This window comes from Mesorhizobium sp. M5C.F.Ca.IN.020.29.1.1 (assembly GCF_003997375.1).
GTDB classification, from domain to species: Bacteria; Pseudomonadota; Alphaproteobacteria; order Rhizobiales; family Rhizobiaceae; genus Mesorhizobium; species Mesorhizobium wenxiniae.
Genome location: NZ_RZSW01000002.1, coordinates 14912 through 38971 on the forward strand (window position 1 = coordinate 14912; position 24060 = coordinate 38971).

Sequence of the window (24060 nt, forward strand, 5' to 3'; positions counted from 1 at the left end):
GTCCAGAAATAACGAAGGCTGACGATCATGACCATTGTACAGGAAAAGCTATTTCTGACGCCAGGCCGAGGCTGGTTTTTGCGGCTGGCGCGTGGATTGGCACGGCACGGAGCCAGAAAACGGGCTTATCTCGACATCAGGGAATTGCCGCCGCATCTGCAGCGCGACATGGGTTTCCTCGACGGCAACGATCCTTACGGCCGGCGTAAATAGCCTTGCTGGACTTATCGCAAATCAGCTGGTGGCCAGCAAGGCGGCGGCGGTCTGCTCGTCGGTGATGAGACCGTTGACCAGCCGCCGGTTTACAGCCGCAAGGATGCCCGGTAGTTTCCGCTCGCCCATGGCGAGCGCGATCACCAGCGATTTTTCACGCGACGGCAAAGATGCCGAGGACACTCTGTCATTGGTGATGCCCTCGATCATCCGGCCTTCGCGATCGAACACCCAGCCGACGATCTCAGCGACGCCGCCCGCTTTTTGCAGCGCCCTCAGTTCACTTTGCGAAATGAAGCCGTCCTCGTAAAGCGGCGCCTTGGGGCCGAGATCGCCGATGCCGACGAAGGTGACGTCGGCCTCCGCGGCAAGTGCCAGCGTCGGTTGGATCATCGGTTGGCTGAGCAGCATCTCGCGCTCCTCCGGCGAGGAGGCGATGACCGGCAACGGCATTGGGAAGGAGCGCGCCTTGACCCTGTCGGCCATGGTGAAGATGACGTTGTAGAAAGCCGCCGAACCGTCGGGCGAGATGTTACCAGTCAGCGACACCACCTTGTGCTGCGGGCATTCCATCGGCGGCAGCTGCTCGATCGCCGCCTTCAGCGTGCGGCCGGTGCCGATCGCCATGACGATCGGCGTCGGCGAGCGCAACCGTCTTTCGATTTCGGCAGCCGCCGCCACGGCGACTCCGATGGTGGAGGAGGAAGCGGGATCGCTCGGCACCACCTCGACCAGATCGAGCGCGAAGCGCGATTTCAGCCGGGTCGCGAGGTCGAGGCAATTGGCGATCGGGTGGTCGACACGCACCTTGATAAGCCCTTCCGACACCGCCAGCGACACCAGCCGCTGCGCCGTCTGTCGTGAGATGCCGAGCGTCGAGGCGATCTGGTCTTGCGTGTTACCTGCGACATAATAGAGCCAGCCGGCGCGCGCCGCGTCGTCCAGCCTGTTGCTGCCGCTGTCCTGCCGGGAATTCAACTTGCTGCCTCCCTGCCCCGACAATCGAGACGGAGCGCCTTACTTTTACGGCGAAATGCGCTTGGGCGCAATTGCCTACCGACAGAGCAATTGCTTAGGTAGGTACTCAAGGTGCCTGTGGTGTTTCCAGGGGATGATCGTAGCCAAGCAGTTTTTGAAGTCCGGCAATTCATGAGTCCGGCAATGTCGGCGCGGCGGTTTATCTCCCGACGCAAACCCTTTAAGGGATTCGGACAAAGGAGCCTCGCATGACGCCGAAAGCGGTTTTCTGGGACATGGACGGCACGCTGGTCGACAGCGAGCCATTGCACGAGGCGGCGCTGATTGCGGCGCTGCACAGCGTCGGCATCGCGGCGCCGGCCGACCTGCATGAGCGGGTGCTCGGCATTGCCGCATGGCCGGTCTACGAGATGCTGCGCGACGAGTTCGGCCTCGACCTGCCCTTCGATGACTGGATCGTGCGCAAATACGACCACTATTTGCCGATGGCCGAGACGCTGAAGCCGCGCCCCGGCGCGATCGAGATCTTCAACGAGCTGCGCGCGCTTGGCGTGGCGCAAGCGGTGGTGTCCAATTCCGACCGGCTGGTCGTCGACGCCAATCTGCGCATGGTCGGTCTGTTCTATCCCGGCATGAAGACGGTCAGCCGCAACGACGTGCGCGAAGGCAAGCCGCATGCCGAGCCGTTCCTGCGCGCCGCATGGCTGGCCGATGTCGATCCGGCCGATGCCGTGGCCGTCGACGACAGCGTGACCGGCGTCACGGCGGGATTGGCGGCGGGGATGAGGACGATCTTCTGGCCGGAAGTGCCTATGGAAGGGCCGCCCGGCGCGATCGTCATCAACAGCGCCGACGAGTTGCGGGCTGAGCTGGGCCTTTAGGCATCAGTTCCGGTAAACGGGCTCCTGCTCGTCGAGGATCGCCTTCAATTCGGAAAGGTGCCGCTCGGCCTGGCCGGGATACTCTTCCTGCTCCGTTGCTGCCTTCTCGGCGATTTCGTCCGACAGGACCCGCAGCGGTCGGCCGGTCCACAGCGCCTTGATGTAGGTCTCGGCGGCGCGTTCGAAATAGAACATGCGGTTGAAGGTGTCGGCGACGCTATCGCCGATGACCAGCACGCCATGGTTGCCCATGACCATTACCTTGACCTTCGGATCGGTAAGCAGCTGTGAGCAGCGTTCGCCCTCTTCCTCGAAGGCGAGCCCGCCATAATGGCCATCGACGACGTGACGGTTGAAGAAGATCGCCGAGTTCTGGTCGATCGGCGGCAACGTCGAGTCGGCGAGCGAAGCGAGCACCGTGGCGTGGATCGAGTGCACATGCATGACGCAGCGCGCATGACGCACATTACGATGGATGGCGCCATGCAGGCCCCAGGCCGTCGGGTCGGGTGCATTCGGGCCGGAGAGCGTATCGGGATCGTTGGCGTCGATGAGCAGCAGGTCGCTCGCCTTGATGCGTGAGAAATGCACCTGGTTGGGATTCATCAGGAATTGCGAGCCGTCATCGTTGACGGCCAGCGAGAAATGATTGGCCACGGCTTCATGCATGTTGAGCCGCGCCGTCCAGCGGAAGGCGCAAGCCAGATCGACGCGCTCCTCGTAGAAGGGCAGGTTGGTCAGCATTTCCTTCTGCAAGCGGGCGATGCTCATCGAAAACCTCCGTGAAAGAAACAAGGATGCCGCGCGCCGCGGATGCGCGCAACCGGTTTCGTTTGGTGCAGACGAGCGCTTTGCCTCACGCCGCAGTGCTTCTGGCGGCACCGGCGCGCAGCCCGCCATGCTCGATTATGAAATCGATCACTTCCTGCAGCCCCTTGCCGCGCGACAGATCGGTGAAGCCGAACCGCCGCTTGCCGCGCATGCGGGCGGCATCGCTCTCCATGACATCGAGGTTGACGTTCACATAAGGGGCGAGATCGCTCTTGTTGATGACCAGGAAATCGGACCGGGTGATCGCCGGCCCGCCCTTGCGCGGGATTTCCTCGCCTTGGCAGACGGAGATGACGTAGAGCGTCAGATCAGCGAGGTCGGGGGAAAACGTGGCGGCAAGATTGTCGCCGCCCGATTCGATGAAGACGATATCGAGATCCGGGAATTTTTTGGTCATCTCGGCGATCGCCTGCAGATTGATCGAGGCGTCCTCGCGGATGGCGGTGTGCGGGCAGCCGCCGGTTTCGACGCCCATGATGCGATCCTCGGGTAGCGCCTGAAGCCGGGCCAGCATCATGGCATCTTCCTTGGTATAGATATCGTTGGTGACCACGGCGATGGAGAACTCGTCGCGCAGCGCCTTGCAGAGCTTTTCGGTGAGCGTCGTCTTGCCGGAGCCGACGGGGCCGCCGATGCCGATGCGAAGGGGACCATTGGCTTGTGTCATCTAGCGAACTCCGTGATGGCAAGGACGGCGAAGCCGAGCCCGATCAAAAGGCACAACGGCGAATAATAGCTGACATCGAGCCGGGCGAAGGGCTGTTCGGGCGCCAGCCGGCGCCACCACGGTGTAAAGCCGGCAATGCCGCGCGCCAAGAAGACCAGCGCGATGAGCAGCGCTGTCGCGGCGAGCCCAGCCTTGGGAAAGGGCGTGGCAAACACGCCTTCGAGCGCCATCGGCCACAGTGTCGCCAGGCCGAGACAGGCAGCAACGGCAAAGCTGGCGAAGGGCGCTGGCATTTCGTCGACGCCACGGAAGCCGACCACCGCGCGGGCGCAGGAGGCAGCGTCCCTGCCCGGCCAGATCCCGCCAATGCCCCAATAGACATGCAGTGCGGTGATCAGCAGCAGGACCAGCGAGAGGGCGAAAGCGAGGACGATCATGAGCGGAACAGCCGCGAATATTGCGTCTCGTGCTTCATCGCCATGACGTCCGAAACGAACGCGCAGGCGCCGAGATCATCCAGCGTCGAGCCGGCAGCACGGGCGGCGACGCCAAGCGCCAGGGGTTCGAAGCCGGCGAGCAGCGCGGTGGCGCCCGTCTGGCCGACGACGCCGAGCCTGATCGCGGCCTGGACCAAATTGGAGAAGAAGGCCTGCAGGAAGGCCGACAGCGCATCCTGCAGGGCAATGGCGTTGCCGCCGGCAGTTGCGCCGACTGCGACGCAATAGGCGCACTCGGCCGGCAGACGGTCCAGCACCTGGCAGGGCCAGGCCGAAGCCGCCTTCAGGAAGGCGGCGCCCTGCAGCATGGTCTCGGCATGGCGCTCGCGCGAGCCGGCCAGGGCCTCGGCGAGGGCCGCGATTTCGGCGAGATCGCCGCCCTCGCGGGCGCGCCGCCAGCTTTCGGCAAACAGCACCGCGTCGTTCCAGCCCGAGCCCATCTCGACCAGCGTCTCCAGCCACGCGGCGAGGCTTTCGCTGTCGGCGACCAGCCCGGCATGCACGGCTTGTTCGAGACCATGGCTGTAGGAAAAGCCGCCGACCGGGAAGGCAGGCGACAGCCACGCCATCAGCCGCAACAAAGCGATGTTGGAAGGCTGGTCAGTCATGGTCGTGTGAATGGCTGTGGGAATGCGACTCGCTATGCGTATGGGAATGCGCTTCAGCGTGGCTGTGTGCATGCGCCTCGGCATGAGCATGGCCGCCATGCCCGGAATAGGCGCCGCGCACCGGCTTGAACGGCTCGGAAACGTCGCTCACCGTGGCGCCCAGGCCTTCCAGCATCGTCTTGATGACATGGTCGCGCAGGATGAGGATGCGATCCGCCTCTATGGCGGCCGCAAGGTGCCGGTTGCCGATATGCCAGGCGAGTTCGGCCAGATGCACGGCGCCCTCGGCACGGATATCGTAGAGCGGTTCCTCGGCCGCAATGATCTCGATGTGGCGGCCATCCTCCAGCACCAGCCGGTCGCCGTCGTTCAAGGCAACCGGCTCGGGCAGGTCGACCAGCACCTTGTCGCTACGGGCCGTTTCGATGGCGCGGCGGCGCAGATGCCGCTCGTCATGGGCCAGCACGGCACGATCATAGGGCGTGACCGCCCCCGCTTGGCCGGCGGCGAGCACCGAGACGGCACGCGGGAATTTGGTGAAATCTGTGCGGATGTCGAGCTTCATGTAAAAACTGCCTTTCCAAAAAGCCTAGACCATCCCGAACATCGGCCCAATGCCGGCGCATGCCCCGAATTCAAGTTTTTACAGCGTCCTTTGCGCGTCCGAAAGGACCCGCTGTGGTCAAACGAACGTGTCGAAGAGCCGCAGGATGACGCGTGACGCCGAGGCCGATCACCATGCCCATGACGATGCGGATGTGCGGGAAGATGTCGTGGGCGTAAGGGAGTTTCTGGTCCATGGCCCGGTGCGGCACGTTCTGCGTCAGCTATAGCGCCGATGGATCAGAACAAAAAGTACCTCTGCGCCATCGGCAGCACCGTGGCCGGCTCGCAGGTGAGCAATTCGCCGTCGGCGCGCACCTCGTAGGTTTCGGGGTCGACTTCGACATGCGGGGTGGCGTCGTTGAGCACCATCGAATGCTTGCCGATGCCCCCGCGGGTGTTCTCGACGGCGACCATCTGCTTGTCGACGCCGAGCCGGCCGCGCAGGCCGGCATCGAGCGCCGCCCTGGAAACGAAGGTCACCGACGAATTGGTCATCGCCTTGCCATAGGCGCCGAACATCGGCCGGTAGTGCATCGGCTGCGGTGTCGGGATCGAGGCGTTGGGATCGCCCATCGGGGCGGCGGCGATCATGCCGCCGATCAGCACCATATCCGGCTTGACGCCGAAAAAGGCAGGGTTCCACAGCACCAGGTCGGCGCGCTTGCCGACCGCCACCGAGCCGATCTCGTTCGACAGGCCGTGCGCGATGGCCGGGTTGATCGTGTATTTGGCGATGTAGCGGCGGACGCGGAAATTGTCGTTGTCGCCGGTCTCCTGCGGCAGCGAACCACGCTGGCGCTTCATCTTGTCGGCGGTCTGCCAGGTGCGGATCGCCACTTCGCCGACGCGGCCCATGGCCTGGCTGTCCGACGAGATGATCGAGAAGGCGCCGATGTCGTGCAAAATGTCTTCGGCGGCGATGGTCTCCTTGCGGATGCGGCTTTCGGCAAAGGCGATGTCTTCCGGGATCGACGGCGACAGATGATGACAGACCATCAGCATGTCGAGATGCTCGGCCAGCGTGTTGACGGTGTAGGGCCGGGTCGGATTGGTCGAGGACGGGATCACGTTGGGCAGCCCGCAAACCTTGATGATATCGGGCGCATGGCCGCCGCCGGCGCCTTCGGTGTGGAAGGCGTGGATGGTGCGGCCCTTGATCGCCGCCACCGTGTTTTCGACAAAGCCGGATTCGTTCAGCGTGTCGGTGTGGATCATCACCTGCACGTCGTAGTCGTCGGCGACCGACAGGCAGCAGTCGATTGCCGCTGGTGTCGTGCCCCAGTCCTCGTGCAACTTAAGCGAGCAGGCACCGCCCAGCACCATCTCTTCAAGCGCGGCCGGCAAGGACGCGTTGCCCTTGCCCGACAGGCCGATGTTCATCGGAAAGGCGTCGAAGGACTGGATCATGCGCGCCAGATGCCACGGCCCAGGCGTGCACGTAGTCGCCAGCGTGCCATGCGCCGGTCCGGTGCCGCCGCCGAGCATGGTGGTGATGCCTGACATCAGCGCCTCCTCGATCTGCTGCGGGCAGATGAAGTGGATATGCGCGTCGAAGCCGCCGGCGGTGAGGATCTTGCCTTCGCCGGCGATGATCTCGGTGCCGGGACCGATGATGATGGTGACGCCGTTTTGCATGTCCGGATTGCCGGCCTTGCCGATCGCGGCGATGCGTCCATCCCTGAGGCCGATATCGGCCTTGAAGACGCCGTCTGATGCATCGACGACCAGCGCATTGGTGATCACGGTGTCGACGGCGCCTTGGGCGCGGGATACCTGGCTCTGGCCCATGCCGTCGCGGATGACTTTGCCGCCGCCGAATTTCACCTCTTCGCCATGAAGGGTGAAATCCTTTTCGACCTCGATGAACAGTTCGGTATCGGCGAGCCGCACCTTGTCGCCGACGGTCGGGCCGTACATCTGCGCATAGGCGGCGCGGGTGATTCTAGCCATCAGCGATTGCTCCCGAAATACGTCCCAATACAGCCGGTCGAAGCCCGGCCGCACATTGTCGCCATCCTATGGTCACGTAATGACCCGCTGAGCGACACCTTCCGATCCCATTTAACGTTTGAGGTGGCCGGGTCACCCCAAAACGACCGTTCGCCAATCGATGGAAAGGAAGATCCATGCGCAAAACGATAAGTCTCGCTGCCGCCGCCACCCTCCTGCTCGCGACCGCTGCCAGCGCCCAGCAACAGCCGGCGCCGCAACCCGGCGAGCCGCCGGCTTCGCCCGCTCCCGCGGCGCCCGGCGCTCAGCCGGAAGCGCCGGCGATTCAGACCGTGAACGTCGTCGACATCGAGGAACTGCCCAAGGAAACGCAGACGAAGGTCAACGAAGTGATCGCCAAGCGCGGCGAGGACGGCCTGCAGAAATTGCGCAGCTCGATCGACGCGACCCCCCAGGTCAAATCCGCGCTCGAAGCCAAAGGACTCACCTCGGCGCAAGTGATCGCCGCCAGCATGGACACCAATGGCGCGCTGACCTTGATCACCAAAAAAGCGAGCTGACGATACGCTGTGGCGGGCCGGCACAAGGTCGGCCTGCCGCATCGGGGAGGGAACCTTCGCAGGGCGGAATACGTTTCGACTTTTTGGCCAAGTAACGAGTCTCGAAAGCGGCTCCGAGAGCGAGCGATGGCGATCACCACCTTCCCCGACACCAGATGGCTGCATATGGTTGCCGCAACTGCGTTTCTCGCGGCGAGCGTTCCCCAGGCTGCGCTGAATGCACAGGGTCTGGAAGGCCCGGATACGGTCAACAAGATCATCGGCTCGGAAGTCGGCCAGGAAGAGACCAACACGGCTGTGGAAGCCGGCAAAGTCGCCACGGCGATCGACCGGACGCGTGAAAACATCGGTACTGTGCGCAAGACATCCAAGCTCGACAAAGTCGATATCGTGTTCCTCACCGACGCGGCGCGCACGGAAGGCGGTCTGCCGCCGGCGATCGAAAGCAAGGTCGAGCAGCATCAGGACGAGATTGCGGAACTGCGCGAGGAGATCGAGGCGAACGCATTGCTGTTCAACGCCATCGACTCTCAACGCGTGCAGACTGAAGACGTTCTCGCCGTGGAATTCGATGATCCTGGAAAGGTCGTCATCTACGCAGCGGCCAAGCCGCCCAGCTGAGCCGAAACTGCTCGACGCCTTGGATCTCACAGCGCGCCCATGATCTTCTGCTGGAACCCGTAGACCTCGCGCTTGCCGCCGAGCGGCACCAAAGTGACGTCGCGCTCCTGGCCGGGCTCGAAGCGCATCGCCGTGCCGGCGGCGATGTCGAGGCGCATGCCCCGCGCCTTGTCGCGATCAAATTTCAGCCCCTCATTGGTCTCGAAGAAGTGATAGTGGCTGCCGACCTGGACCGGCCGGTCGCCGCTGTTGGCCACTTTCATGGTGACGGTCGGCTGGCCCTTGTTGAGTTCGATCTCGCCGCCTGCCGTGATGATTTCGCCCGGGATCATCGCCAGCCTCACAAGACGCCGAAGGCGAGGCCGGCACCGACGGCAGCACAGGCGCCGCCAGCGGCGCGGGCAAGGCCCGGGAATCTGATGCCGAGGCCAAGACCGGCGGCGAGGCCGGCGGCATGGAGCAGCGCGGTGGTGACGGCAAAGCCGGCCATATAGCCGAGCCCGCCGGCGTTTTCAGGCACCTCGGTGCCATGGGCGTGACCGTGGAACAGCGCGAACAGGCCGATGATGGCGACGCCGGCCGAGACCGGAAGATCGACCGCGAGCGCGACCAGCAGTCCCAGCGCGACGACGGACGCCAGTATGCCCGGTTCGACGAACGGAACCGGCACCTGCAGCATGCCGAGCGTACCGCCCGCCAGCATGACGCCGACAAAGGCGAGCGGCCAGGCGACAACCGCCTTGCCGCCGTTGAGCGCCGCCCACAACCCGACCGCGATCATAACCGCCATGTGGTCGAGGCCGGAGAGCGGATGCATGAGGCCGGCCGACAGGGACGCGGTCGTGCCGATGCCGATATGGGCATAGGCGGGCATTGCGGTGGCGAGAAGCAGGATCGCCGAGAGCGACGTGCGTTTGATCGTTGCGGGAACCATCGATATGCCTTCCGTTATCAGGATCGTGCCGTCACGCGGCCTTGCCGGCCGGGCTGCAGCCTTCGGCCTTGAGGACGCGCTTTGTCGAGGCGGGATGTTTCGTCAGCATCGCTGCCGGGCGGATCGGGCGCACTGAAAAATTGCCGCCGCAATTCGGGCAGACGCCGCCCAGCACGTTTGCCGCGCAATCGGCGCAAAAGGTACACTCGAAGGTGCAGATCAGCGCATCCGTCGCCTCAGGCGGCAGGTCCTTGTCGCAGCATTCGCAGTTGGGGCGCAGTTCAAGCATTTTCCTCTCCTCACCGTATCGGTTCGTGCACGGTCACCAGCTTGGTGCCGTCGGGAAACGTCGCCTCGACCTGGACGTCGTGGATCATCTCGGCGATGCCCTCCATCACCTGTGCGCGGGTGACGACATGGGCGCCGGCCTCCATCAGCTCGGCGACCTGGCGGCCGTCGCGGGCGCCCTCGACAACAAAGTCGGTGATCAGCGCGATCGCCTCGGGGTGATTGAGCTTGACGCCGCGTTCGAGCCGCTTGCGCGCCACGATCGCCGCCATGGCGATCAGCAGCTTGTCCTTTTCCCTTGGCGTCAGGTTCATGCGTTTCCCTAGGATGGCGTAAATTGGAATGACATAATCGGAATCAGAGTGACCATAATTTGGGCAGACCCGCCCGTCCGTTGAGCAATTCGACGAGCGGAACCAGCCGCTTGCGGAGCTGGTAGCCGTCCTCGGCAAACAGCCTCGCAAGAAGCTTGCCAGATTTCTTCACGGTCCAGACGCTGGCGTCGCCCTGGCCGCTGATGATGTCCCGGGCCGGATCCAGCAAAGCCTCCACCCGCGGTGAGACCATCAGCACCGTCGCCATGGCGATGGCGCCGCCGGCCACGGCCGAACGGCCCAGAATGGCCGCAATGCCGGGCCCGATGCGGAAATCCTCGGCATGAACAAGCGCTCCATCCTGGCTGACCCGCCAGCGGTCATGGAAATTGCCGTGCGCCGCGCGTTCGCCCATGGCGAGGCGGCCAAAGACGGTCGCCTCGAGCACCAGCGCCTCGGCACCGGCGGCAAGCTCCAGGTCGAGCCTGCGGGCAAAGGCCGATCGATCAAAGACGATGGTTTCCTGCGGCAGCCAGGCGATGCGGCCGCCGGCGCCGACCGTCAGCTTCACCCGCACCTCGGCGCGACCGGATGCGGCACGGTAAACCTTCTCGCAGGCCTGGGTGGTTATGGTGGCGGAGGCGCCGGCGCCGACATCGACCTCCCAGCCGAGGCGGTCGCCGCCGGTCAGCCCGCCGGCGGTGTTGATCAGGACGGCTTCGAGCGGATCGGCCGAGACGGCAGGCATGCGGATCTTGGCGGAACCATCCTGATAAAGCCGCCGAAGACGCGTGCGGCCGCCATTCCTGTCGCATGCAAGCTGCGCCGTTCCGGCGACGCGCTGGGCCGGCGGCACAAAGGTCAGGCCACGTTCGATCAGATTCATGGTGCCAAGGTTAAGCACTCCGCCGGCTTTGTCGACATATAGCTTGTTGCTTGACAACGTTTCGGTTTCTATAGAGGAGCCGTCTTGGTACGGTCACACAGCGCCTGGCGGGATAAAAGGCGACGGTGACGATCTGAACCTGGGGAAAAAGAGGCGCTGATCAGTCGGCGTCGAGAAACGACAAGGTTGGGGAAGGAACCGAATGGCTGACCAGCTGGCAACGGACATCATCGCGAAGATCAAAGCTCATGCCGAGCCGGGTGGCGAAGAAATCACCACCAGCACCGAACTGACCTCACTTGGCATCCATTCGCTGGAACTGACGGAGATCATCTTCGATCTCGAGGAACAGTATGGCATCGAGATCGAGATGAACACGGTCGATGCCTGGAGCAACCTGAAGAACGTCGGCGACATGGTCGAGGCGGTTCGCGCGCTGATCGCGAATAAAGCCTGACTGAATGAACAAGCGCGTCGTCATTACCGGCATCGGCGGCATATGCGGGCTCGGCACCAATGCGCCCGCAATCTGGGGCGAGATGCGCGACGGCCGCTCGGCCATCGGCCCGATCGTCAATTCGGAGCTGCATGACCTGAAAGTCAGGGTCGGCTGCGAAATCAAGACGCTTCCCGATCACGGTATCGACCGCAAGCAGGTCGTGTCGATGGATCGCTTCAGCCTGCTGGCGACGATCGCCGCGCGGGAAGCCGCGCAACAGGCTGGCTTGACCTCGCACGCAGCCAACACCTACCGGATGGGCGCCATCGTCGGCGTCGGCGTTTGCGGCTGGGAGGCGATCGAAGAGAGCTATCGCGCCATCCTGCTCGAAGGCAAGAATCGCGCCGGCATCTTCACCGTGCCGAAAGTGATGCCGGGTGCCGCGGCCGGCCATGTCAGCATGAATCTCGGCCTGCGCGGACCGGTCTTCGGCATCACCTCTGCCTGCTCCTCGTCCAACCACGCCATTGCCTCGGCTGTCGACCAGATCAGGCTCGGCCGCGCCGATATCATGCTCGCCGGCGGCACCGATGCGCCACTGGTCTGGGGCATCCTGAAAGGCTGGGAGGCGCTGCGGGTGCTGTCGCCCGACACCTGCCGGCCGTTTTCGGCCGATCGCCAAGGCCTGGTGCTCGGCGAAGGCGCCGGCATGGTTGTGCTGGAAACCTACGAGCATGCCATGGCGCGCGGCGCCACGATTCTGGCCGAAATTGCCGGCGCCGGCCTTTCCGGCGATGCCTCCGACATCGTCGCGCCGACCATCGAAGGGCCGGAGGCGGCGATGCGCTTCTGCCTCGTCGATGCCAGGCTGAACCCGGAAGACATCGACTATGTCAATGCGCATGGCACCGGCACCAAGGCCAACGACCAGATCGAGACGGCGGCGATCAAGCGCGTCTTCGGCGATCATGCCTCCAGGCTTTCGATCTCCTCGACCAAATCGATGCACGCCCACTGCCTCGGCGCGTCGGGCGCGCTGGAGCTGATCGCCTGCGTGATGGCGATCCGCGAAGGCATCGTGCCGCCGACAGCCAATTTTCGCGAAACCGACGCCGATTGCGATCTCGACATCACGCCGAATGTGGCGCGCGAGCGCAAGGTGCGCGCGGCGATCAGCAACGGCTTCGCCTTCGGCGGCACCAATGCGGTGCTGGCGTTCAAGGCGGTCTGACCGCAACCGGTTCCCAAGATACGGCGAGACGCGTCTTGCCACGCGCCACGCACGCGCGAAAAATCCCCGCCCAGGAGTTTCGATGACCGACCTGTCCGCCTTTCCGATCGCCACGCGCTGGCCGGCCAGCCATCCCGACCGCATCCAGCTCTATTCGTTCCCGACGCCGAACGGAGTGAAGGTGTCGATCGCGCTGGAGGAACTCGGCCTGCCGTACGAGGCGCATGCGGTGAACATCGGCAAGAAGGAAAGCTGGACGCCGGAATTCCTGTCGCTGAACCCCAACGGCAAAATCCCGGCGATGATCGATCCGGACGGCCCGGGCGGCAGGCCGATCGGGCTGTTCGAATCCGGCGCCATCCTGCTCTATCTCTCAGACAAGACCGGAAAGCTGGTCCCGGCCGACCCGGCGCGGCGTTACGAAACGATCCAGTGGGTGTTCTTCCAGATGGCCTCGATCGGGCCGATGTTCGGGCAGGTCGGCTTCTTCCACAAATTCGCCGGACGCGAAATCGCCGACAAGCGGCCGCTGGCGCGCTATCGCGACGAATCGCGGCGGCTGATCGGTGTGCTCGAGACGAGGCTGAAGGGCCGCAGCTGGATCATGGACGACGACTACACCATCGCCGATATCTCGATGCTGGGCTGGGTGCGCAATCTGATCGGTTTTTACGAGGCAAGGGAACTTGTCGGCTTCGACGACTTCCGCCATGTCGCGGCATGGCTGGAACGCGGCCTTGCCCGGCCGGCGGTGCAAAAGGGTCTTAGTATCCCCGCCCGGGGCTAACTAGGGGGCTAATCGGTCGAGCTGCACAAAGCGGCTGTCGTACGCGAGACCTACTTTGTCTTGGCTTTGGATTTTGAGCCGCCCTTGCCCATAACGGAAGCGGCAAGGGATGCAGCGGTCTTGGCGGTGGCGACAACCGCACCGGCCGCGACATTGGCCGTCGTCTTGACCGTGCGCATTGCGCTGTCTGCCATCGAGCCACCGCTTGCCGATTTCCTCGGCTTGGCGGGTTTTGCCGTGGCCTTAGCTGCGGTCGGTGTCACTTTCTTCGGTGCCGCCTTGCCGAAAGTAGGCTTTGCATCCTTGGAGCGGGCGGCGACCGCCGGGCCAGCGCCCGTCTTTGATTCAGTTGCCTTTGATTCAGCTGCCTTTGATCGAGTTGCCCTGCCCTTGCCGGGCGCAGGCTTTCTTGCCTTGGTTGCCATCGGAGTTGCCATGGGACAGTTTTCCTCATGTCAGCATCATTGCCGTATCCGACATAACGGCCGGAAAGTCCTAAGGTTCCGGCGGGGCCGTCCTGCAAATCAGGATTGATCGCCGATCACCAGATCGGCGAGGCGGCGGCGGGCAAGCACGCGGTCGATGTTGGGCATGTCGTTGGAGGCGATCCAGGCGCGGGCGTCCTCGTCGGAGCGGCCATGCTCATGCCATCGCTCAAGCAGCCGGCGCTCGAGCTCAGCGCGCGGCACATCGACGAAAATCGAGAAATCGAACAGCGGCGCCAGTCGCGACCAGGGTTCCTCGTCGAGCAAGAGATAATTGCCTTCAACCAGGATGAACTTGGTGTCGGCGGCGATGATCGAAGCGGCCGCGCGAGACAGCTCCATGCTGCGGTCGAACACCGGAATGGCGATGTCGGGCTCGGCCGCGCGGATGCGCTTCAGCAAGGTTTCGAAGCCGGCAAAGTCAAAAGTTTCCGGAGCGCCCTTGCGCGCGCGCAGGCCGCGCTGCTCGAGCACGATATCGTCGTAATGGAAGCCATCCATGGGCACGATTTCGGCCGTACCTTCCGGCAGCAGTTCATGCAGGCGGGCCGAAATCGTCGACTTGCCGGCGCCCGGAGGACCGGCGATGGCAACGACAAAACGCTGCGCCTTGCCGGCGCGCTTGAAGATGGTGGCGGCGAGGTGGGCAATCTCGGACATCGGAGCCTTTCTGGCCGGGTGTTTTGGATCGCATCTTGGCGATAATTCGCAGGAATTTCAAATCTGGGATTAGTCCTCGACACAGAAGTTTCGACCGTCCGTTGGCAAATCGCAGACCTCTAGGATTGGCCCGAAACGATACTCCCTTTCGTCATCCTGGGGCGAAGCAAGGAGCGAAGCGACGCGGCGCAGACCCCAGGATCCATGCCGTGACATCAGCCGAAGAATGCTGCGGCTCAGAATAAAAGCGCTCCGCAGCGATCCTTCGCGCCCCCCTCTGTCCTGCCGGACATCTCCCCCACTTGGGGGGAGATCGGCCGCTTTCGCGGACAGCGTCCTTTTTGCAAGGTTGGTTGTTGGCGAAATCAGTGATGAAGGCCAATCTCCCTCCTTGTGGGGGAGATGTCCGGCAGGACAGAGGGGGGCGTTGTCCCTCCGCGATCAAAGGTTCTGCACCGCAGCAGCGCTCCGATGTCACGGCATGGATCCCAGGGTCTCCGCGACGTCGCTTCGCTCCTGCTCCGCCCTGGGATGACGAAGGTGGGGAGGCGAGCGCTCAAGCTGGGAGCGACTTGCCAATCCGCAGGAAATCGCCGTCGAAAGGCACTTCCCGCATCGTACCGTCAGGCGCCGCAATGCGCATATGCCCCTGCTCGGTTATGATGTCGCGCGGCGGCTCGCCGCCGGCTTCTTGAGGCAGTGCGCCGATGACGTGGCGGAACGAGACGTTGCGGCCTTCGCCAAGGGCAAAGGCGGTCGCCACCCCTTCCCGCTTCAGCCAGTTGTCACCCAGCGACGCGGCATGGCCGAGCGCGGTGCGGCCGTCCTCGATGCCGAGCACGCCGCGATGGCGGCCGCTCCACGGCGCGTAGTCGCGCCCGCCATTGCTGATCCACAGCATGGTGACCGGCAGCTCGGCGGGGTTCTTCAGCACCACAACGAGATCGGCTTCCGCCTGGCGCGCCAGCGCGGTCCAGCCCGGCCCGCCATGGTCGGCCTCGACCAGCGTGACAAAATCCTCTCGGCTCTGGTCCATGCGATAGTCGGTCAGGTCGAGCGTGCCGCCATCGGCGGCGGGAAAACGCGTCAGGTCTGCAGAGCGGGCCGGATAGACGAGCAGAAAACGGCCGCGGGCCGGGTCAGGCTCGAGCGGATCGTCCGGCGTTGCCGCAAATCGCTTCGGCGAGAAGGCGAGCCTGCCGCCGTCCTTCATCGCTGTCATCGGATGATGGGCGACGGAAATGCCGCCCGAGCCACCGGAAAAGACATGTTCCTGATAGAGAAAGGGATGGTCGTCGCGCAAAGTGAGGATCTTGTCGACCGTGGCGCCCATGACCAGGTGCCGCAGCCTGAAAACGGCCCGCCAGCCGTCGGCAGTCGCCTCGGAATCGACGACATCCCAGGGGCTGTTGGCCGGCCAGCCATGCAGCGGTGCCGCCTCGACATCGCTGCGCGAAAACGGCGCGCAGAGGAAATCGCCGGACAGGCGAACGGTGCCCTCGGGCAGGTCTGGCGGCAGCGTCTCGCGCGGCTCGCCGATCCACGGCGCGCGATGCAGCGGCTTTAGCCGGCGCCCGTCGATATCGACCGTCATGTCGGCGAGATGGCCGACGGTGAGATCGACCGTTACCGAAATGCCTTTTGCCTTGATCGTCAGCGTATCCATGGCGCACCTGCTGATTCTGCCAGCGCCAGCAAACCCGCTCGGTGCCGGTTGCGCAAGCTCAGTCCCGGTATTCGGTGCCGAGATCGACGCAGCGCCGGCTCCGTCCTGTGGACAGGCGGTGATCCTGCGCAACACCGGCATTAACCAAATAGACGGCGCCATTGGGTTACGCTAGTTTCCCGTTCGTTTAAGCAACTGCCACCTTTCAGAACAGACCTATCTTGTCCAAACCGCGCCTCTTTCCGCTCCTCCAAAGATTTGTCGCAGCGCTGGCGCTGCTGGTGCTCGTCGCCGGCTGCGCGACGACGCCGACTGAAACCATGCTGGCGGTGCCGGCGCCGGCGCAGAAATATGCGGCTGTCGTCATCGACGGCAGCAGCGGCAAGACGCTGTTCGAGGCCAATTCGACGGCGCCGCGCTATCCGGCGTCGCTGACCAAGATGATGACGCTCTACCTTCTATTCGAGGCGCTGGAACAGGGCCGCATCAGCAAGACGACGCTGATCCCGGTCTCGGACAACGCCGCCAGGCAGCCGCCGACCAAGCTGCGCTTCAGGCGCGGCGAGACGATCGATGTCGAATCGGCGATCCGCGCGATCACCGTCAAATCGGCCAATGACGTGGCGGTCGCCGTCGCCGAATATCTCGGCGGCAGCGAAGCGGCGTTCGCCGCAATGATGACCGCCAAAGCGCGCCAGATCGGCATGCGCAGCACCGTCTTCCGCAACGCCTCGGGCCTGCCGGACGCCGGCCAGCTGACGACGGCGCGCGACATGGCGGTGCTTGGCACGGCGCTGCGCGCCCGCTTCCCGCAGCATTTCCACTATTTCTCCGAGAGCGACTTCATGTTCCGGGGCAGGCTGGTGCGCGGCCACAACGACATGCTCGGCCGCGTCCGCGGCGTCAACGGCATCAAGACAGGCTTTATCAGAGCCTCAGGCTTCAACATCGTCACCTCCTACGATGCCGACGGCCGCCGGCTGATCCTCGTGGTGATGGGCGCCGACAGCGCGCGCCAGCGCAACGACCACGTCGAAGCGCTGATCCAGCGCAACCTGTCGCCGGCATCGAACACGACGACAAGGTTGCTGTATGCCGGGGAGCAGTGAGGCGTGACGTTCGGCGGGGGCGAGCTCGTGACGGGTGTCAGCGATCCGTGTCAGTTTCAACTTGACAGGTGACGGCAGTTATGCTAGGAATTTATTCATAGTGTTGATTTGCGCCCGCCCGCCGAGGGCGGGTTTTTCATTTTAGGCGCCGGCGCCATTCTTCATAAGTCCGACAAAACCGCAGGTTTGCCGGCCTTACCGTCTTTCCGAAAAGTCATACGACTTGGACCAGCTCTCACCTGCAACGACCCGCAAACCGTCCGGCCGATACCCATCAGATCCGAACTCATCTTGAAGCATTCTGGCCGCTTCGCGCGCCTGTAACCACAGCCCTTGCTCGAGCAACTCGCGAATCTTCGGATGAATTGTAACGGTGGCATCAGCCCTTTCGTGCTCTAATGCCATGGCACCTTCATCGAGCATTGATGCGAGACTGAGGCCGGGTTCGTAGTAGTATCTCCATTCCTCACCCGGGCGCGGCAGTTCAATCGGTTCCTTTGCGTCTGGATCCGGATCCCGCCAGTAGAACTTAAGCAGATCAGATTGGAAGAAGGCGAACGAGCCGACGTGCAACGTACATGGGTGGCCACCGATTGAAACAAGGCGGTGGGCCTGCAACTTCGCTTTTGCCTTGTCGCCCGATGATGGTACAGACGATCGCCCTTTGCTTTCAAAGGCGTACCACTTTCCAGCGTTGTTTTCGCCAACAAGATCGGGGCGCGATCTGCCAAGGATTGTGGGGTTAAGCTGAGGGCGAAAAACGTCGAGGTGAAGCAGCGACGGTGTGTTCAATATCCGTGATGAGAACAGCTTGCAAAGTGTCATTCCCAGGAAGTAGCTGACCATTCCCTTCTCAGTAGGGTCCAGCGCAGCAAAGGCATCAGTGCGTTGAAGATGCCGGTGCCAATTCTGCTCAACGGCCATGCGGATCAGGGACAACCGGAATATTGCCTCGTGGAACGACGTCGGCCCATGCTGAAATACGTGGTAGGTGCTTGGGCGGCCAATAGTTATCGCCGCCCAGAGTAGTTCATCCCATGATGTGCTGAGAGTTCCGGTGCGTGCCAAATTGTATGCGCTGGGAAAAGATCGGCTCTGATATTCGATCAGGAGCGTCACTCCGCTGCCTCCAGTTCGCGCGCGCCTGCCGGCGCCAGCGCTTCGGCCAGCAGCGCGTCGAGAAGGCGGCGGCGGGTGCCGGCGGTAGCACTGAGGCTCGCCTCAAGCCGGTCGCAAAGCGCCAACAGCGCATCAACCTTGGCGACGATGCGATGTTGTTCAGCGAGGGGTGGGAGCGGAATTGGAAGGTCTCTCAAAATCCCGAGGTTGAGCCCCTTGTACGCGATCCCACGGAGATTGTTCTGGATATGATCCCAGAAGTACGGGGACAGCATCAGGTAGACCATGAACGGTCCTGGTATTGCGTCAGCAATAGGAACCACGGCGACTTCTCTCGCAACATTGAACCCGCTCAAATCGGGCGGAACGAGTGCCACGCCACCGAGGGTTCCACGAATATTAATGACAACTTCGCCACCCGAAAGGCGCGTCCGGGCATATTCAGCCTCGATCGTTTCACGAACTTTCCGAACGCCTGAAAGGTCGACATAACCTGCACGCACGTCACTACACCTCAGTGTAGGAATGCCGCCGGACTTGGGTTCGTCACCAAGCTTGATCACTCCGTAAGAAATCTCTCGGTTCTCATCGAGAACATTCTGCACTTTCGTCCACACCCAGCCCTTCGGACAATCGAAAGGGGCATCGGCTAAAGTGATATTATCTGACTTGGTTTTCTTTCCGCGGGCCTTTTTAGCGCCAGGATGCAGACTAACAAGCAGTTCCGACGCCGGATTGTCGTTCGGGTCCTGTGGCACGAGCTTTCCGCGCATGGCGAGGTTGAGGATGGTTTGGCGGAGGTGCTTGATCTGGTCGGGGCGCGTTGTTAGCGCTGGCAGCGCGTCAAGGGCGAAGCGGGCGTCGGCCCGGAAGCTTTCGGGACCAGGCGCGTTGAGGCGGGCGAGGCTCGCCGCCGCCAGCCGGTCGCGTGACCTCTCGCGGCTTGCACGCGCCGCCTCCAGCTGGTCGCACAGACCCATCAGTTCATCGACCTTGGCGACGATCCGATTCTGCTCGGCGAGCGGTGGAAGGGGAAAGGGAATTGCGGCGACGATCTTGCCCGAAACTTCCTTGAATGTGGTGCCCGGAGCTTTGGCGTCAATCTCGGGCGCAAATGCCTTCATCGCAGTTGCGATGAAGCGCGAACAATCCGGGACGTAGGGAACGATCGACTTGAATCCCTGGTTGGTCGAAATCGCATTTGCGGCGATAGCGACATAGCCGATCGGTGCCCGGCTGGTGAACAGCACCGTGCCCTTCGGCATTACGGTTGCCGATGAAGCCCGCGATCCCTTTTCTGATAGGTCTCGGGAACCTCGCGAGATGTAGAGGTTTGAATATCCGCCAAGATCGGCAGGCGTAAGCCATGGCACGCCCTCGCCCGGTTCGGTAAAGTTGTCGGAGTCGGCGGCCGATGGCGTTCCACCGCCAACGATTGCGCCAACTGCATCAAGCCTCAGCCATCTCCATGTCACCGGGATCGCGAAAGGCTCGTTGAGGTCGTTGCCGTTATCAAAGTCACGCGGCTTGCGAAGCTCTCCGGCCTTCACCAGCCGCGCCTTCTCCTTCGCGATCCGCTTCAGCAGGTCCGATGCCGATTCTTCGCCCGCCTCCTGCGGCACCAGCTTGCCGCGCACCGCCAGATCGAGAATGAAGCGGCGTAGCCGCACAATTGCGTCGGGCGCGTCGGCAATCTGCTCGTAATGATTCAGCAGGCGTTCCGCATTCATCGGGCCAGCGCCTCGGCGAGGATCGCCTTCAACTGGTCGCGATAAGCCGCCGTCTCGGCTTCGGCGCGGGCGAGGTTCGCCAGCAGCGTTTCGGGGTCGCCGTGGTCATCCGCCACTGTATGCGGATTCTTGATGTCGAGATTAAAGCCGCGCGCCTTCACCTCTTGCGCCGTCACGCGCCACGCCTGCGGCGTTTCCTCGCGGCCCTTGCGCTCCTTGCCGCCCCACCAGTCGATGCAGCCCTGGAAATGCTCCAACCGGATCGGCTTGGTCATAGAATAGGCCTTCTGGCCGTTGGGCACGCGATGCTCGTAGAACCAGATGTCCTTGGTCGGTGCGCCCTTCTCGAAAAACAAAAGGTTGGTGCCGATTGAGGCATAGGGCTTGAACACGGAATTGGGCAAGCGGACGATCGTGTGGAGATTACATTCCTCCATCAGATGCTCCTTCAGTCGTGTCTTCACGCCCTCACCGAACAGCGTGCCATCGGGCAGCACCACCGCGGCGCGACCGTCGGTCTTCAGCAGCCGCACAATAAGCGCGAGGAACAGATCGGCGGTTTCCTTCGTGCGGAAGGTCGGAAAGTTATTCTCGATGCCGTCCTCCTCACGTCCGCCGAAGGGCGGATTGGTGACGACGATATCAACTCGCTCTTCCTTCCTCCACGAAATGAGCGGGCGGGCCAACGTGTTGTCGTGGCGCACAAAGCTTGGGTCCTCGATCTCGTGCAACAACATGTTGGTGACGCAGAGCATGTGCGGAAGCTGCTTTTTCTCCACCGCGCGAAGTGCGCTTTGCATCGCTTCGCGCTGTTTGGGAGTGCGGATGTAGTTCTTCTCCATGTGCCGGATAGCACAGGTAAGAAAACCGCCGGTGCCGCAAGCGGGATCGAACAGAGTTTCACCAGGTTTCGGGTCAATACGGTCGACCATGAAGGCGGTGACCGCGCGTGGCGTGTAATATTCGCCTGCATTGCCGGCCGATTGCAAGTCGTTGAGCAACTGCTCGTAAAACTCGCCAAAGTGACGCCGCTCATCGAGATTGTTGAAATCGACCTCGTTGATCTTGTTCACCACCTGCCGGATGAGATGGCCGGATTTCATGTAGTTATAGGCATCCTCGAACACATCGCGCACCACGCGGCGCCGGTCGCCGGGCTTTCCAGTGAGCTGCAACCCCTTCAAAGCGGGGAACAGTTCATCATTGATGAAATCAAGCATGGCTTGCCCCGTAACGCCTTCCGGATCCGCCGCCCAGCTGCGCCACTGGAGATTTTCCGGGATCGGCGAGTGGTAGCCATCCTTGGTCAGTTCGAGTTCCTGGTCCTGATCGTCGATGATCTTGAGGAAGAACATCCAGCATAACTGGCTGATGCGCTGTGCATCGCCATCGACACCGACGTCCTGGCGCATGATGTCCTGAATGGATTTGATGGTGGTTCGGACGATCATGGTTTAAGCGGTCTCCTGATAGAGGGCGTCTTGCAATTCGTGGACAGCTTTCTCGAAACCGTCCTTACCGCCGAATGCCTTGATAAGTTGCACGACGCTGCCCATTGCGGTGAAAGGCGTTACCTTCAGCACATTCGCGTCGTCGAGATTGAGCACGCCCTCGTCGCGATATTTTTCAAGCAGTGCGTTAAGGACGGCGCGGGCTCGCGCGTTGTATTTCGTGAAAACATCGCGCTTTTTGACGTTCTCGGCCCGCTCACGGCGTGTCAAAGGTTTCTTATCGAAGGCGACGTGGCAGATCAGATCGAAGGGATCGAGGTTCTTGCCCAGTTCATCCGCAATGGCATCGAGCGCCAGACCCTCGGCTTCCAGTCCGTCAATGATTGCCTGTTTGCGGTCAGCAGATTTCCAGCGCCTGAGGAAATCGTCGAGACTAGCGAAACGCTTCTTCAACGCCGTCTTAGTGAAACCGCGCAAGCTTTCGGTGACGAGCTTGCCGTTCTCGTCGAGATATTCGACGCGCTCGGCGACGATGCGGGCACCGACGCCGTCCACATAAATCTTGCGCGCCTGGTTGCCCGGCGGCAGCGGAAAACCCTGATCAATTATGGTTTCGCCATCGCCCGATTCGTAAGGCGCTTGATTACCTTCACCAAAATCAACGACGGCATCATCGGGCGGCGTAATCGGATCGTCTTCGCTGGGTTCATAAATCTGCACCGGGTCGCCATCGAACTGCGGATCGGCGAAATGAGAGGTCGCGCCGCGAAAGTCGATCAGCGTGAAGTAGAATTTCTTGGTGTCCTCGTGAACGCGGGTGCCACGCCCGACGATCTGCTTGAATTCGGTCATCGAATCCACCGTGCGGTCGAGCACGATCAACCGACAGGTCTGCGCATCAACCCCGGTGGACAAAAGCCGCGAGGTTGTGACGAGAACCGGATATTTCGATTCCGGGTCGAGGAAATTGCCGAGTTGGTCCTGGCCATCCTTGTCGCTACCGGTGATCCGCATGACGTATCGGTGGTTCTCGTCGCAAAGATCCTTATTCTCGTTGATGAGCGCCTGTCGCATACGCGCTGCGTGCTCCTGGTCAACGCAGAACACTATGGTTTTCTGGAAGCGGTCGCCGCTTTCCTTTAGAAATTCGGTGACCTTCTTGGCGGTAAGCAGGGTGCGGTCGTCAAGAACCAGCGTCCGGTCGAAATCCTTGGCGTTATAGATGCGATCCTCCACTTCGTTGCCGTCTCGGTCGAGTTGCCCAAGTTCCGGGCGATAGCCCTCTACGTCGCGATCGATGTGGACCTTGATGACCTTGTAGGGCGCAAGGAAGCCGTCGCTGATGCCTTGGCGCAATGAATAGGTGAAGATTGGCTCGCCGAAATAATCGGCGTTGGAAACGTATTCCGTTTCCTTCGGCGTGGCAGTTAGGCCGATCTGCGTTGCACCGGAAAAGTGGGTGAGGATTTCGCGCCAAGCGGAATCCTCCGCCGCGCTGCCGCGATGGCATTCGTCGATAACGATCAGATCGAAGAAGCCGGGCGAGAACTCCTTGTAGAGCTTCTGGCGCTCCTCCGGCCCAGTGATCGCCTGATAGAGCCCGAGATACACCTCGAAGGCGGTGTCGATGCGCCGCTTTCGGTCGAGTGCCAGCGTCAGATCGACGGTTGTGCCGTCCTGCCGTTCGATGGTCTTAGCGTTCGTCGAAAGCTTCGCCATCGCTGCGCCGAACGGGCGGAAATCGTTGACCATCGTCTGATCGATCAGCACGTTGCGGTCGGCTAGGAACAGGATGCGCTTCTTGCGACCCGCCTTCCACAAGCGCCAGATGATTTGAAACGCCGTGTAGGTCTTGCCCGTCCCCGTCGCCATGACGAGCAGCACGCGGTCACGGCCTTTGGCGATGGCCTCGATCGCGGCGTTGACGGCGTTTACCTGATAATAGCGGGGGGCCTTGCCGCTGCCGTCGTCGAAATAATCCTGAAGCACGATCTGTTCCGCTTCCGGGTTGAGACCCTTCCAGGCGCGATAGCGCACCCACAGATCGGCGGGTGAAGGGAAAGCATCGAGACCGAGGTTCGCTTCCTTGGTATCGCTCTGCCCCGAGCGGTCGTGAAAGACGAAGCCATCGCCGTTTGAGGAGAAGACGAAAGGGATGTCTAGTGTCGCGGCGTAGTCAAGGCCCTGCTGGATGCCATCGCCGACGCTGTGATTGTTGTCCTTCGCTTCGATCAGAGCGATCGGGATATTCGGCTTATAGTAGAGAACGAAGTCGGCCTTCTTGGCCTTGCCGCGCGTCACCAGCTTGCCGCGCACGATAATGCGGCCCTTGGTGAAATAGACCTCCTCCCGAACCTGCAACATCTCGTCCCATCCAGCGTGCTTGACGGCAGGCAAGATGAATTTCGTGCAGATGTCGCGTTCAGTGAGGCTTCGTTTGTCCATCAACTGATGTTCCCCCACCCTTGGCTCTATGAGGTAAGCTCATTCCGATCAAGGGTGCAGTTCAACACATCGGCTAGTGAGCCGTTTAAAAGCCCACGTTTTGT

At 62.4% G+C, this 24060-nt stretch carries 28 protein-coding genes; 8 read left to right on the top strand and 20 right to left on the bottom strand.

The genetic code is table 11. The features are described from left to right. Nucleotides 1-27: 27 nt before the first annotated feature. The gene (locus EOA85_RS00415) at nucleotides 28-213 is read left to right on the top strand and encodes a hypothetical protein (RefSeq protein WP_065011651.1); all 186 of its coding nucleotides are present in this window, start codon (nucleotides 28-30) and stop codon (nucleotides 211-213) included. Between the two features lie 21 nt (nucleotides 214-234). Here EOA85_RS00415 and EOA85_RS00420 read toward each other — a convergent pair whose 3' ends face one another. After that, nucleotides 235-1191: a sugar-binding transcriptional regulator gene (locus tag EOA85_RS00420; protein ID WP_127207935.1), complete on the bottom strand. Its 957-nt coding sequence runs from the start codon at nucleotides 1189-1191 to the stop codon at nucleotides 235-237. Nucleotides 1192-1439: 248 nt separating this feature from the next. Here EOA85_RS00420 and EOA85_RS00425 point away from each other — a divergent pair, with 248 nt between their 5' ends. After that, nucleotides 1440-2072, top strand: coding sequence for an HAD family phosphatase (locus tag EOA85_RS00425; RefSeq protein ID WP_095517549.1), 633 nt, complete (start codon nucleotides 1440-1442; stop codon nucleotides 2070-2072). Between the two features lie 3 nt (nucleotides 2073-2075). Here the strand turns inward: EOA85_RS00425 and EOA85_RS00430 are convergent, their stop codons facing one another. The 7 genes from EOA85_RS00430 to ureC all read right to left on the bottom strand — a co-directional run bounded on the left by EOA85_RS00430 (nucleotide 2076) and on the right by ureC (nucleotide 7234). Continuing rightward, nucleotides 2076-2843, bottom strand: coding sequence for a class II aldolase and adducin N-terminal domain-containing protein (locus tag EOA85_RS00430; protein ID WP_127207936.1), 768 nt, complete (start codon nucleotides 2841-2843; stop codon nucleotides 2076-2078). A gap of 85 nt (nucleotides 2844-2928) precedes the next feature. Then, nucleotides 2929-3570 carry an urease accessory protein UreG gene (gene ureG, locus EOA85_RS00435; RefSeq protein WP_127207937.1) on the bottom strand — a complete coding sequence of 214 codons (642 nt, stop codon included), beginning with the start codon at nucleotides 3568-3570 and terminating at the stop codon, nucleotides 2929-2931. Continuing rightward, on the bottom strand, nucleotides 3567-4007 hold the full coding sequence (locus tag EOA85_RS00440) for a DUF3995 domain-containing protein (RefSeq protein ID WP_127207938.1): 441 nt from the start codon (nucleotides 4005-4007) through the stop codon (nucleotides 3567-3569). Before EOA85_RS00440 ends, ureG begins: the two co-directional genes overlap by 4 nt. After that, nucleotides 4004-4675, bottom strand: a complete 672-nt coding sequence (locus EOA85_RS00445) for an urease accessory protein UreF (protein WP_127207939.1) — start codon at nucleotides 4673-4675, stop codon at nucleotides 4004-4006. The genes EOA85_RS00440 and EOA85_RS00445 overlap by 4 nt, the downstream gene beginning before the upstream one ends. Next, on the bottom strand, nucleotides 4668-5240 hold the full coding sequence (locus EOA85_RS00450; protein ID WP_127207940.1) for an urease accessory protein UreE: 573 nt from the start codon (nucleotides 5238-5240) through the stop codon (nucleotides 4668-4670). Before EOA85_RS00450 ends, EOA85_RS00445 begins: the two co-directional genes overlap by 8 nt. Nucleotides 5241-5310: 70 nt before the next feature. After that, nucleotides 5311-5475, bottom strand: a complete 165-nt coding sequence (locus EOA85_RS37190) for a hypothetical protein (protein ID WP_164759426.1) — start codon at nucleotides 5473-5475, stop codon at nucleotides 5311-5313. A gap of 43 nt (nucleotides 5476-5518) precedes the next feature. Then, nucleotides 5519-7234: an urease subunit alpha gene (gene ureC, locus EOA85_RS00455; RefSeq protein ID WP_164759427.1), complete on the bottom strand. Its 1716-nt coding sequence runs from the start codon at nucleotides 7232-7234 to the stop codon at nucleotides 5519-5521. Between the two features lie 173 nt (nucleotides 7235-7407). Here ureC and EOA85_RS00460 point away from each other — a divergent pair, with 173 nt between their 5' ends. Together EOA85_RS00460 and EOA85_RS00465 are read left to right on the top strand one after the other, a co-directional pair. Next, nucleotides 7408-7791, top strand: a complete 384-nt coding sequence (locus tag EOA85_RS00460) for a hypothetical protein (RefSeq protein ID WP_127207942.1) — start codon at nucleotides 7408-7410, stop codon at nucleotides 7789-7791. Between the two features lie 126 nt (nucleotides 7792-7917). Next, entirely contained in the window at nucleotides 7918-8412 is a 495-nt protein-coding gene (locus EOA85_RS00465) for a hypothetical protein (protein WP_127207943.1), read from the top strand. Nucleotides 8413-8438: 26 nt separating this feature from the next. Here EOA85_RS00465 and EOA85_RS00470 read toward each other — a convergent pair whose 3' ends face one another. From EOA85_RS00470 to EOA85_RS00490, 5 genes are read right to left on the bottom strand one after another with little or no spacing between them, the layout of a single operon-like run. Beyond that, on the bottom strand, nucleotides 8439-8744 hold the full coding sequence (locus tag EOA85_RS00470) for an urease subunit beta (RefSeq protein WP_095491221.1): 306 nt from the start codon (nucleotides 8742-8744) through the stop codon (nucleotides 8439-8441). Nucleotides 8745-8752: 8 nt separating this feature from the next. After that, complete coding sequence (locus EOA85_RS00475; RefSeq protein WP_127207944.1) at nucleotides 8753-9346, bottom strand: HupE/UreJ family protein; 594 nt, start codon at nucleotides 9344-9346, stop codon at nucleotides 8753-8755. A 31-nt stretch (nucleotides 9347-9377) separates the two neighbouring features. Continuing rightward, a complete protein-coding gene (locus EOA85_RS00480; RefSeq protein WP_127207945.1) occupies nucleotides 9378-9635 on the bottom strand; it encodes a DUF1272 domain-containing protein in 258 nt (85 codons plus the stop codon). 10 nt (nucleotides 9636-9645) lie between these two features. After that, entirely contained in the window at nucleotides 9646-9948 is a 303-nt protein-coding gene (locus EOA85_RS00485) for an urease subunit gamma (protein WP_023801505.1), read from the bottom strand. 43 nt (nucleotides 9949-9991) lie between these two features. Further along, the gene (locus EOA85_RS00490; protein ID WP_127207963.1) at nucleotides 9992-10834 is read right to left on the bottom strand and encodes an urease accessory protein UreD; all 843 of its coding nucleotides are present in this window, start codon (nucleotides 10832-10834) and stop codon (nucleotides 9992-9994) included. A gap of 202 nt (nucleotides 10835-11036) precedes the next feature. Here EOA85_RS00490 and EOA85_RS00495 point away from each other — a divergent pair, with 202 nt between their 5' ends. From EOA85_RS00495 to EOA85_RS00505, 3 genes are all read left to right on the top strand, one after another. Beyond that, nucleotides 11037-11291, top strand: coding sequence for an acyl carrier protein (locus EOA85_RS00495; RefSeq protein WP_065011664.1), 255 nt, complete (start codon nucleotides 11037-11039; stop codon nucleotides 11289-11291). A gap of 4 nt (nucleotides 11292-11295) precedes the next feature. Beyond that, a complete protein-coding gene (locus EOA85_RS00500) occupies nucleotides 11296-12504 on the top strand; it encodes a beta-ketoacyl-[acyl-carrier-protein] synthase family protein (RefSeq protein WP_127207946.1) in 1209 nt (402 codons plus the stop codon). 82 nt (nucleotides 12505-12586) lie between these two features. Further along, nucleotides 12587-13291 (top strand): glutathione S-transferase N-terminal domain-containing protein, encoded by a 705-nt coding sequence (locus EOA85_RS00505; RefSeq protein ID WP_127207947.1) that lies wholly within the window; start codon nucleotides 12587-12589, stop codon nucleotides 13289-13291. Nucleotides 13292-13341: 50 nt separating this feature from the next. Here EOA85_RS00505 and EOA85_RS00510 read toward each other — a convergent pair whose 3' ends face one another. The 3 genes from EOA85_RS00510 to EOA85_RS00525 form a co-directional block, all read right to left on the bottom strand. Beyond that, nucleotides 13342-13716: a hypothetical protein gene (locus EOA85_RS00510; RefSeq protein WP_127207964.1), complete on the bottom strand. Its 375-nt coding sequence runs from the start codon at nucleotides 13714-13716 to the stop codon at nucleotides 13342-13344. 99 nt (nucleotides 13717-13815) lie between these two features. Next, on the bottom strand, nucleotides 13816-14436 hold the full coding sequence (locus EOA85_RS00515; RefSeq protein ID WP_127207948.1) for a nucleoside triphosphate hydrolase: 621 nt from the start codon (nucleotides 14434-14436) through the stop codon (nucleotides 13816-13818). A gap of 556 nt (nucleotides 14437-14992) precedes the next feature. Further along, the gene (locus tag EOA85_RS00525) at nucleotides 14993-16102 is read right to left on the bottom strand and encodes a hypothetical protein (protein ID WP_127207949.1); all 1110 of its coding nucleotides are present in this window, start codon (nucleotides 16100-16102) and stop codon (nucleotides 14993-14995) included. 221 nt (nucleotides 16103-16323) lie between these two features. On the opposite strand from EOA85_RS00525, the gene EOA85_RS00530 reads away from it, so the two are divergent. Further along, nucleotides 16324-17211: a D-alanyl-D-alanine carboxypeptidase family protein gene (locus EOA85_RS00530; protein WP_127207950.1), complete on the top strand. Its 888-nt coding sequence runs from the start codon at nucleotides 16324-16326 to the stop codon at nucleotides 17209-17211. 195 nt (nucleotides 17212-17406) lie between these two features. Here EOA85_RS00530 and EOA85_RS00535 read toward each other — a convergent pair whose 3' ends face one another. The 4 genes from EOA85_RS00535 to EOA85_RS00550 are packed head-to-tail and all read right to left on the bottom strand — an operon-like array spanning nucleotide 17407 to nucleotide 23956. Next, nucleotides 17407-18330 (bottom strand): hypothetical protein, encoded by a 924-nt coding sequence (locus EOA85_RS00535; RefSeq protein ID WP_127207951.1) that lies wholly within the window; start codon nucleotides 18328-18330, stop codon nucleotides 17407-17409. Continuing rightward, on the bottom strand, nucleotides 18327-20060 hold the full coding sequence (locus tag EOA85_RS00540; RefSeq protein WP_127207952.1) for a restriction endonuclease subunit S: 1734 nt from the start codon (nucleotides 20058-20060) through the stop codon (nucleotides 18327-18329). The genes EOA85_RS00535 and EOA85_RS00540 overlap by 4 nt, the downstream gene beginning before the upstream one ends. Further along, the gene (locus tag EOA85_RS00545; RefSeq protein ID WP_127207953.1) at nucleotides 20057-21511 is read right to left on the bottom strand and encodes a class I SAM-dependent DNA methyltransferase; all 1455 of its coding nucleotides are present in this window, start codon (nucleotides 21509-21511) and stop codon (nucleotides 20057-20059) included. The genes EOA85_RS00540 and EOA85_RS00545 overlap by 4 nt, the downstream gene beginning before the upstream one ends. A 3-nt stretch (nucleotides 21512-21514) precedes the next feature. Next, nucleotides 21515-23956, bottom strand: a complete 2442-nt coding sequence (locus EOA85_RS00550) for a DEAD/DEAH box helicase family protein (RefSeq protein ID WP_127207954.1) — start codon at nucleotides 23954-23956, stop codon at nucleotides 21515-21517. Between the last annotated feature and the right edge of the window lie 104 nt (nucleotides 23957-24060).

Excerpts from the sequence above, each read along its gene's own strand:
- EOA85_RS00525 (WP_127207949.1), bottom strand. The coding sequence starts at position 16,102 with ATGGATACGCTGACGATCAAGGCAAAAGGCATTTCGGTAACGGTCGAT.
- EOA85_RS00415 (WP_065011651.1), top strand. The coding sequence starts at position 28 with ATGACCATTGTACAGGAAAAGCTATTTCTGACGCCAGGCCGAGGCTGG.
- EOA85_RS00425 (WP_095517549.1), top strand. The coding sequence starts at position 1,440 with ATGACGCCGAAAGCGGTTTTCTGGGACATGGACGGCACGCTGGTCGAC.
- EOA85_RS00480 (WP_127207945.1), bottom strand. The coding sequence starts at position 9,635 with ATGCTTGAACTGCGCCCCAACTGCGAATGCTGCGACAAGGACCTGCCG.
- EOA85_RS00545 (WP_127207953.1), bottom strand. The coding sequence starts at position 21,511 with ATGATCGTCCGAACCACCATCAAATCCATTCAGGACATCATGCGCCAG.
- EOA85_RS00485 (WP_023801505.1), bottom strand. The coding sequence starts at position 9,948 with ATGAACCTGACGCCAAGGGAAAAGGACAAGCTGCTGATCGCCATGGCG.
- ureG (WP_127207937.1), bottom strand. The coding sequence starts at position 3,570 with ATGACACAAGCCAATGGTCCCCTTCGCATCGGCATCGGCGGCCCCGTC.
- EOA85_RS00495 (WP_065011664.1), top strand. The coding sequence starts at position 11,037 with ATGGCTGACCAGCTGGCAACGGACATCATCGCGAAGATCAAAGCTCAT.
- EOA85_RS00440 (WP_127207938.1), bottom strand. The coding sequence starts at position 4,007 with ATGATCGTCCTCGCTTTCGCCCTCTCGCTGGTCCTGCTGCTGATCACC.
- EOA85_RS00460 (WP_127207942.1), top strand. The coding sequence starts at position 7,408 with ATGCGCAAAACGATAAGTCTCGCTGCCGCCGCCACCCTCCTGCTCGCG.
- EOA85_RS37190 (WP_164759426.1), bottom strand. The coding sequence starts at position 5,475 with ATGGACCAGAAACTCCCTTACGCCCACGACATCTTCCCGCACATCCGC.
- EOA85_RS00540 (WP_127207952.1), bottom strand. The coding sequence starts at position 20,060 with ATGAATGCGGAACGCCTGCTGAATCATTACGAGCAGATTGCCGACGCG.
- EOA85_RS00505 (WP_127207947.1), top strand. The coding sequence starts at position 12,587 with ATGACCGACCTGTCCGCCTTTCCGATCGCCACGCGCTGGCCGGCCAGC.
- EOA85_RS00550 (WP_127207954.1), bottom strand. The coding sequence starts at position 23,956 with ATGGACAAACGAAGCCTCACTGAACGCGACATCTGCACGAAATTCATC.
- EOA85_RS00500 (WP_127207946.1), top strand. The coding sequence starts at position 11,296 with ATGAACAAGCGCGTCGTCATTACCGGCATCGGCGGCATATGCGGGCTC.
- EOA85_RS00470 (WP_095491221.1), bottom strand. The coding sequence starts at position 8,744 with ATGATCCCGGGCGAAATCATCACGGCAGGCGGCGAGATCGAACTCAAC.
- EOA85_RS00445 (WP_127207939.1), bottom strand. The coding sequence starts at position 4,675 with ATGACTGACCAGCCTTCCAACATCGCTTTGTTGCGGCTGATGGCGTGG.
- EOA85_RS00450 (WP_127207940.1), bottom strand. The coding sequence starts at position 5,240 with ATGAAGCTCGACATCCGCACAGATTTCACCAAATTCCCGCGTGCCGTC.
- EOA85_RS00475 (WP_127207944.1), bottom strand. The coding sequence starts at position 9,346 with ATGGTTCCCGCAACGATCAAACGCACGTCGCTCTCGGCGATCCTGCTT.
- EOA85_RS00510 (WP_127207964.1), bottom strand. The coding sequence starts at position 13,716 with ATGGCAACCAAGGCAAGAAAGCCTGCGCCCGGCAAGGGCAGGGCAACT.
- EOA85_RS00490 (WP_127207963.1), bottom strand. The coding sequence starts at position 10,834 with ATGAATCTGATCGAACGTGGCCTGACCTTTGTGCCGCCGGCCCAGCGC.
- EOA85_RS00430 (WP_127207936.1), bottom strand. The coding sequence starts at position 2,843 with ATGAGCATCGCCCGCTTGCAGAAGGAAATGCTGACCAACCTGCCCTTC.
- EOA85_RS00515 (WP_127207948.1), bottom strand. The coding sequence starts at position 14,436 with ATGTCCGAGATTGCCCACCTCGCCGCCACCATCTTCAAGCGCGCCGGC.
- EOA85_RS00465 (WP_127207943.1), top strand. The coding sequence starts at position 7,918 with ATGGCGATCACCACCTTCCCCGACACCAGATGGCTGCATATGGTTGCC.